The sequence below is a fragment of the Streptomyces spongiae genome (assembly GCF_009377185.1).
Taxonomy (GTDB): Bacteria; Actinomycetota; Actinomycetes; order Streptomycetales; family Streptomycetaceae; genus Streptomyces; species Streptomyces spongiae.
This window is the reverse complement of sequence record NZ_VJZC01000555.1, coordinates 1-6,638: the sequence shown is the minus strand read 5'-3', so window position 1 is coordinate 6,638 and position 6,638 is coordinate 1. Positions and strand designations below refer to the sequence as shown.

General features: G+C 69.8%; 7 protein-coding genes. 4 read left to right on the top strand and 3 right to left on the bottom strand.

Annotated elements, in window-relative coordinates; all coding sequences use genetic code 11:
- The 4 genes from FNH08_RS41285 to FNH08_RS41270 all read left to right on the top strand — a co-directional run.
- On the top strand, window positions 1–378 hold a 378-nt coding region (locus tag FNH08_RS41285), incomplete at its 5' end, for an ATP-binding protein (protein WP_152776650.1).
- 130 nt (window positions 379–508) lie between these two features.
- Entirely contained in the window at window positions 509–1,174 is a 666-nt protein-coding gene (locus FNH08_RS41280) for a Uma2 family endonuclease (RefSeq protein ID WP_152776649.1), read from the top strand.
- An 85-nt stretch (window positions 1,175–1,259) separates the two neighbouring features.
- Entirely contained in the window at window positions 1,260–1,757 is a 498-nt protein-coding gene (locus FNH08_RS41275; protein WP_152776648.1) for a hypothetical protein, read from the top strand.
- A 263-nt stretch (window positions 1,758–2,020) separates the two neighbouring features.
- Window positions 2,021–3,166 (top strand): sugar ABC transporter substrate-binding protein, encoded by a 1,146-nt coding sequence (locus FNH08_RS41270; RefSeq protein ID WP_322726299.1) that lies wholly within the window; start codon window positions 2,021–2,023, stop codon window positions 3,164–3,166.
- Window positions 3,167–3,197: 31 nt separating this feature from the next.
- Here the strand turns inward: FNH08_RS41270 and FNH08_RS41265 are convergent, their stop codons facing one another.
- Genes FNH08_RS41265 through FNH08_RS41255 form a run of 3 tightly spaced genes read right to left on the bottom strand, consistent with a single transcriptional unit; the run spans window position 3,198 to window position 6,549 of the window.
- The gene (locus FNH08_RS41265; RefSeq protein WP_152776647.1) at window positions 3,198–4,073 is read right to left on the bottom strand and encodes a transglutaminase family protein; all 876 of its coding nucleotides are present in this window, start codon (window positions 4,071–4,073) and stop codon (window positions 3,198–3,200) included.
- Entirely contained in the window at window positions 4,070–5,008 is a 939-nt protein-coding gene (locus tag FNH08_RS41260; protein WP_152776646.1) for an alpha-E domain-containing protein, read from the bottom strand. The genes FNH08_RS41265 and FNH08_RS41260 overlap by 4 nt, the downstream gene beginning before the upstream one ends.
- Window positions 5,005–6,549, bottom strand: a complete 1,545-nt coding sequence (locus FNH08_RS41255) for a circularly permuted type 2 ATP-grasp protein (RefSeq protein ID WP_152776645.1) — start codon at window positions 6,547–6,549, stop codon at window positions 5,005–5,007. Before FNH08_RS41255 ends, FNH08_RS41260 begins: the two co-directional genes overlap by 4 nt.
- Window positions 6,550–6,638 lie beyond the last annotated feature (89 nt).

Sequence of the window (6,638 nt, the reverse complement as noted above, 5' to 3'; positions counted from 1 at the left end):
CTGTTCGCCCCGGCCGACGCCACCGCACCCCGCGTCTGCCGGGACTTCGTGCGCGCCGTCCTCTTCACTCACGACCGGGAGCGCCTCGTCATGCCCGCCGCCCTGTGCACCTCGGAACTCGTCACCAACGTTCACCTGCACACCAAGGGCACCACCATGCTGCGCGTCCGCCTGACCCCCGCCCGCATCCATGTGAGCGTCTTCGACGAGAGTCCCGACCCGCCGGTCCTGGCCCACCCCGTCGCTGCGGTGCCCGCCTGCTGGGGGCGCGGGCTCGCGCTCGTCGAGGAGATGGCGGACAGGTGGGGCGTCGCGGGTGAGAGAGCCGGGCGGTGCGCGAAGGGGGTGTGGTTCGAGCTCGGGCTCGCCGCCGGGTGAGTCGTTCCTGCGTCACCAGTTCGAGTGAACCGAGGTCGTTTCCGCAGGTGAGTCCGTATGGCCGCCTAACCTAACGGCGTTGCTTGTGCCGTGAGCACGCCCAGCCCACACTTGATGAGGAGGTGCCGCCATGACCGCTCTTGCGCACGAGGGGCCCAAGACCATGCCTGAGATCAGGACCGAATCAGTGTCGCCGGCCGAGAACGGCCCCGAACTGGACGAGGCGCTGTGGCAGGCATGGAAGACCATGGAAGTCCCCGAGGGCTACCGCGCTGAGATCATTGAGGGGTTCATCGAGGTGTCGCCCACCGGTCGCTTCGCACACGCCCAGGTCGTCAACCGCCTCCGGGACGCTTTGGCGATCTTTCTGAAGGACAGCGATCACAGCGCCTGGAATGACACGAACGTGATCCACACAGGGAGTGCCTGGATTCCGGACGGGCTCGTGGCTCCTCGGGACGCGGAGCTGATCGAGGATGAAGAAGGCCTCGGGATCAAGGCTTCCGCAGTCTCGATGGTCGTCGAAGTCGTCTCCCCCGGCAAACGCAACCAGGACCGCGACCGTGTCCGCAAGCGCCGCGAGTACGCCCGCGCCGGCATCCCGGTGTACGTGATGATCGATGACCACGACGGCCAGGGAGCCGTCACCCTTTTCACCGGACCTCGCCCTGACGCGGCCGACTGGGGGGACATCCACCGCGTCCCCTACGGCACCGAGGTCCTCATCCCCGAAGGCCCCGCCAAGGGCTTCACCATCACTGAGGCCATCACGGGACCCGCCAGGTCCGAGAAGTAGCCCAAGGTGCGGCCGGGCTGAACCGTCCGACCCCGAAACGTGTCTCCACAGGCGTTACGCGTACGCCGCACCCCCGGAGGCACCCATGGCCATGGTCGGACTGTTCTGGATCACGGAGACGTCCGTGTACGTCGGGGCCGAGCCCGAGGGGTACGGGCGGAGTGTGCGGCTGACGGCGGACGGTGTGGAGGCGCTCGGCACCGATCAGCGGGGCAGCTGGGCGTGGGTCGACGTGCGGGCCCTGGGCGTGCACTGCGCGCCCGTGCGCTCCGGATCGCGGTGGATGGTGGGCGCCGCCGTGAGCACGGTACTGGACGCGGCGCTGGGCGGCGGTGAGGTTCCGCCCGTCTTCGAGGTCCACGTCGAGGACGAGGACGGAACCACCGAGCTGGACACCTACAGTGCGGCGCTGCACGGCTACGCCACGTTCGAGTACGACCTGTCGGTCATGTTGCTCCAGCGGTTCGTGACGGGCATCGCGAACGTGTCGGTGCTGCTGGACTGGGGCCGCGCGCACGCCGTCGAGGGCACGCCCGGGCGAGAGGCGCGGGAGGCGCTGCTGCGGCAGTGGATGGAGGCGTGAGGCGCGTCGGGGCAAAGTCGGCTTACCGGGGTGAAACGCGTAGCTCCGTTTGTGGAGGTCAGAGGGATACCCCTCGCCCGGCCCTCTAAGTGGAGGACATGAGTTCTTCCCGCGTCTCAAGACCTTTACTCTCTTCACACCAAGAACACGGAACGCTGTTGTCATCTCGTTAAGTGGTTGCTCCTTGACGCTGAGGTGAACACCGCGTTGGCTTTCAGCCATATGGGGCGCAATGCTGCGCCCACGCCCGGAAGGCCCTTGATGTGAACACCCGTACCACCCGTACTCGAATACGCCGCTTCGTGGCGAGACGCACGGCTGTCGGCGTGGCCGCGTCGGCGGCGGCCCTCTCGCTCGCCTCCTGCGGCGTCGTGGACGGCATCGGCGACGAGAGCAAGGCGAGCCCCACCAAGGGCGACGACATCACGGTGGGACTCCTCCTGCCCGAGAAGGAGAACGCGCGTTACGAGCAGTTCGACCACCCCATCATCAAGAGCAAGGTCGCGGAGCTGACCAGCAACAAGGGCACGGTCCAGTACGCCAACGCCGAGGGGAGCGCGAAGCGGCAGAGCAGCCAGCTCGAGCAGATGGTGGCGGAGAGGGTCGACATCCTCATCGTGGACGCCGTCGACTCCAAGGCCATCGCGAGCGGCGTCAAGAAGGCGAAGGCCGCCGGGATCCCCGTCATCGCGTACGACCGGCTCGCCCAGGGACCGATCGACGCGTACATCTCGTTCGACAACGAGCTCGTGGGCCAGGTGCAGGGCCGCGCCCTCGTCGAGAAGCTGGGCAACTCGCCCGCAAGCAAGATCGTCATGATGAACGGCGCGAAGACCGACCCGAACAGCGCGCAGTTCAAGGCCGGGGCCATGTCCGAACTCCAGGACGCGACGACGATCGCCGAGGAGTTCGACACCAAGGACTGGGACCCGAAGTACGCCAAGGCCAACATGGAGAAGGCGATCCAGGCCGTCGGCCTCGACAACATCGCCGGTGTCTACGCGGCCAACGACGGCATCGCGGGCGCCGTCATCGACGCGCTGAAGACCGCCGGCGTCTCCAAGGTGCCGCCCGTGACCGGGCAGGACGCCGAGCTGGCCGCGGTGCAGCGGATCGTCTCCGGCGACCAGTACATGAGCGTCTACAAGTCGTACCCGCAGGAGGCGAACGCCGTCGCCGAGATGGCCGTCGCCCACGTCCAGGGCCGCTCGATCGAGTTCGACGCCCTCACCCGCGACAACGTCGACTCCCCGACCACCGAGAACGTCCCCTCCCAGCTGGTCCCCGTGGTCGAGCTGACCAAGGAGAACATCGAGGACACGGTGATCAAGGACAACATCTACACCGTCAAGCAGATCTGCACGTCCAAGTACCGGGCGGCCTGCGAGGACATCGGCCTGCTGAAGTAGTGCCCGCCCCCGCCCCCGCCTCGGCCCCGGCTCACGCCACTCGGGTGAACTCCACCGTCACCTCCGGAGGGCCTCCGGGCACACCGCGGTAGACACCCTTGTGCGGGGTCACGTCGTCGTAGTCGCGGCCGCGGCCCACCACGACGTGGGACTCGTCGGCGCGGGTGCGGTTGGTGGGGTCGTAGCCGGTCCAGTCGCCCGCCCAGTACTCGACCCAGGCGTGGCTCTGCCCGGCCACGGGACGGTGCAGCTCCGCCTCGCGTTCGGGGTGGAGGTAGCCGGAGACGTAGCGGGCGGGCAGGCCGAGGCCCCGCAGCAGGCCCAGGGTGAGGTGGGCGATGTCCTGGCAGACGCCCGCGCCCTGCTCCCACGCCTCGGCCGCGCTGGTGGTGACGCCGGTGGATCCGGGGACGTAGGAGACGCGGTCGGCGACCAGGGACGAGACCGCCACCGCCGTCTCGTGCGGGTCCAGACCCGCGGCAGCCTCCCGGGCCCGCTCCACCAGGGCGTCCGTGACCGTCGTACGGCTGGTCGGGGCGGCGTACTCCAGCAGCCGGGTGCGTTGCGTCGCCTCGGCCACCTCCGCCCACGCGGGCGCCTGCGGTACCGGGTCCGGCGGGGACGTCTCCACGAGGCTCGTCGCCGTGATCGTCAGGTCGGCGTGGGGCTCCATCAGGTCGAAGCCGGTGACCTGGGTGCCCCAGTAGTCCCAGTACGACCAGGTGGGGGTCGAGGGGTTCACCAGGACGCGGGCGTCCAGGGTCGTCTGCGTGGGCAGGGTCAGCGGGGTCATGCGGACCTCGTTGTGCGAGGAGGCCGCGGGCTGGGCGTACGGGACGCGGGTGACGTGGCGGATGCGCAGGCGGTGGGGGGTCCCAAGTACCCTCTTGGTGTTCTCCGGGGTCATCGTCGCGCTCCTTCCTGGGCCCACTCGACGGGCCCCTGGTACGGGAAGAACTTCTCCGCCACCGCGTCGGCGGACGCCATGCAGGCCCTTTGCAGGTCCCGCAGCAGGACGGGCAGCCCGTCCCCCAGGGACCCCGAGTCGAGGTACTCCAGATGGGTGCGCATGGCCCCGATCGGGCGCCGCGCCGGGTCCTGGCGAGGGCGCCCCAGGGCCGCCAGGCACTCCTCCGCCGTCGTCAGCGCGTGCAGCGCCGAGCGCGGGAAGTCCCGGTCCAGGAGCAGGAACTCGGCCACCCTCGGGCTGTCGCCGAAGCCGCCGTACACGCGCGCGTACGCCTCGTCCGCCCCGCTCGCGCTCAGCAGGGTCGGCCAGTCGGGCGCGTGCGCCGCGTCCAGCACGCGCACGGACAGCAGCCGTACGGTCATGTCGACCCGCTCCAGGCTCCGGCCCAGCACCACGAAGCGCCAGCTGTCGTCCCGGCTCATCGTGGAGTCGGCCAGCCCGAAGAACAGGGCCGCTCGTCTGCGCACCAGCTCCAGATAGGCGTACGGGCCCGTCCGGCGCGACGCCCTGCGCTGGTCGGCGAGGGCGTGCCAGGTGGAGTTGAGGCACTCCCACATCTCGGACGACACCGCCTCGCGGGCGCTGCGGGCGTTGAGCCGGGCGGCGCCCAGCGCACCCTCGATCGAGCCGGTCGAGCGGGCGTCGAAGGCCAGCTGGTCCAGCACCTGCTGCATGTCGCAGGGGCCGTCGCCCGCGTCGACGCCGAGGATCGCGTACAGGGAGCGGCAGGCGGCGTCCTCGTCACGCCACGGGTCTTCGAGCAGCCGGTGCAGGTAGGCGTCGAGGATGCGTCCGGTGGCGTCGGCGCGTTCCACGTACCGACCGGTCCACGTCAGCGCCTCGGCTATCCGGGAGAGGATCACGTCGTTCATTGCTGCTGTGCCCCTTCCTGTACGACGGAACGGGTGCCGTCGGGCCCGAGCTGGCGCGGCGCCTTCTCGGGCAGCGGGCCGCCGACGGCCGGGAACGGCTGCTCGGCGGGGCCCTCGGCCAGCACCCAGGTGTCCTTGGACCCGCCGCCCTGACTGGAGTTGACGATGAGGTTGCCCTCCTGCAGCGCGACGCGTGTCAGCCCGCCGGGCAGCACCCACACCTCGCTCCCGTCGTTGACGGCGAACGGGCGCAGGTCGATGTGGCGCGGCGCCATGTGCTCGCCGGCGAGGGTGGGGGAGGTGGACAGCGCGACCGGCCGCTGGGCGATCCAGCCCCGCGGATCGGCGGCGACGGCGGCGCGCGTGCGCTCGAGGGTCTGGGCGTCGGCCTTGGGCCCGATGACGATGCCCTGCCCGCCGGCCCCGTCGACGGGCTTGATGACGAGCTGGTCGATCTGGTCGAGCACGGCCTCCAACTGCCCGGGTTCCTCGGGCCGGTAGGACTCGACATTCGGAAGAATCGGTTCCTCGCCGAGGTAGTACCGGATCAGATCGGGTACGTACGTGTAGAGCAGCTTGTCGTCCGCGATCCCGTTTCCGACAGCATTGGCGAGGGTGACGTTCCCGGCCACGGCGGCGCTCATGATCCCCGGGCAGCCGATCACGGAGTCCGGCCGGAAGTGCAGCGGATCGAGGAAGTCGTCGTCGAGCCGTCGGTATACGACATGGACGGGCATCTCACCGCGCGTCGTGCGCATCCACACCCGGTTCCCGCGGCACACGAGGTCGTGCCCCTCGACCAGCTGCACACCCATCAGCCGGGCCAGCAGGGCGTGTTCGAAGTAGGCGGCGTTGTTGGGCCCGGGAGTGAGCACGACGACCCTGGGGTCCCCGATCCCGCCGGGCGCGGCCGCCCGCAGCGCGGCCAGCAGTCTCTGCGCGTACCCGTCCACCGGGAGCACGTGCTGTTCGGCGAAGAGCGAGGGGAAGATACGGGTCATCGCGCGCCGGTTCTCGATGACGTACGACACGCCGGACGGGACGCGCACGTTGTCCTCGAGCACCCGGAAGTCACCGGCCTCGTCCCGCACGAGATCGATCCCGGCGACGTGGATGCGCACCCCGCCGGGCGGCTCGACCCCGTGTGCGGATCTGTGGAAGTGGTGGGAGTTGAGCAGCAGCCGCCAGGGCACGACCCCGTCCTCGAACGCACGGCAGGGCCCGTACGCGTCACCGAGATACGCCTCCAGCGCCCTGACCCGCTGCGCCACCCCGCGCTGGATGAGGTCCCACTCCAGCGCGTCGAGGATGCGGGGCACCAGATCCAACGGCCAGGGCCGCTCCTCGCCCGCGAAGGCGTAGGTCACGCCCCGGTCGGTGAAGGCCCGGGCCATCTGGTCGGCCTTGAACCGCAGTTCGCCCGGTTCGATGGGCTGCAGCGCCGCCAACACCGGCTCGTAGGCGGTCCTGACCTCACCCGGCCGCTCAAACATCTCGTCCCACGCGTCGGCCAACGCGTACGCGTCAAATATGTCCGCCATGGCCTGACGGTAGGTGTGGTACGTAACGCGCTGATCTCGGGGGCATTTCGGGCAGTTCACGGGAACGATCGTGAGGGAGGGGCTTACGG

Excerpts from the sequence above, each read along its gene's own strand:
- FNH08_RS41280 (WP_152776649.1), top strand. The coding sequence starts at position 509 with ATGACCGCTCTTGCGCACGAGGGGCCCAAGACCATGCCTGAGATCAGG.
- FNH08_RS41275 (WP_152776648.1), top strand. The coding sequence starts at position 1,260 with ATGGCCATGGTCGGACTGTTCTGGATCACGGAGACGTCCGTGTACGTC.
- FNH08_RS41265 (WP_152776647.1), bottom strand. The coding sequence starts at position 4,073 with ATGACCCCGGAGAACACCAAGAGGGTACTTGGGACCCCCCACCGCCTG.
- FNH08_RS41260 (WP_152776646.1), bottom strand. The coding sequence starts at position 5,008 with ATGAACGACGTGATCCTCTCCCGGATAGCCGAGGCGCTGACGTGGACC.
- FNH08_RS41255 (WP_152776645.1), bottom strand. The coding sequence starts at position 6,549 with ATGGCGGACATATTTGACGCGTACGCGTTGGCCGACGCGTGGGACGAG.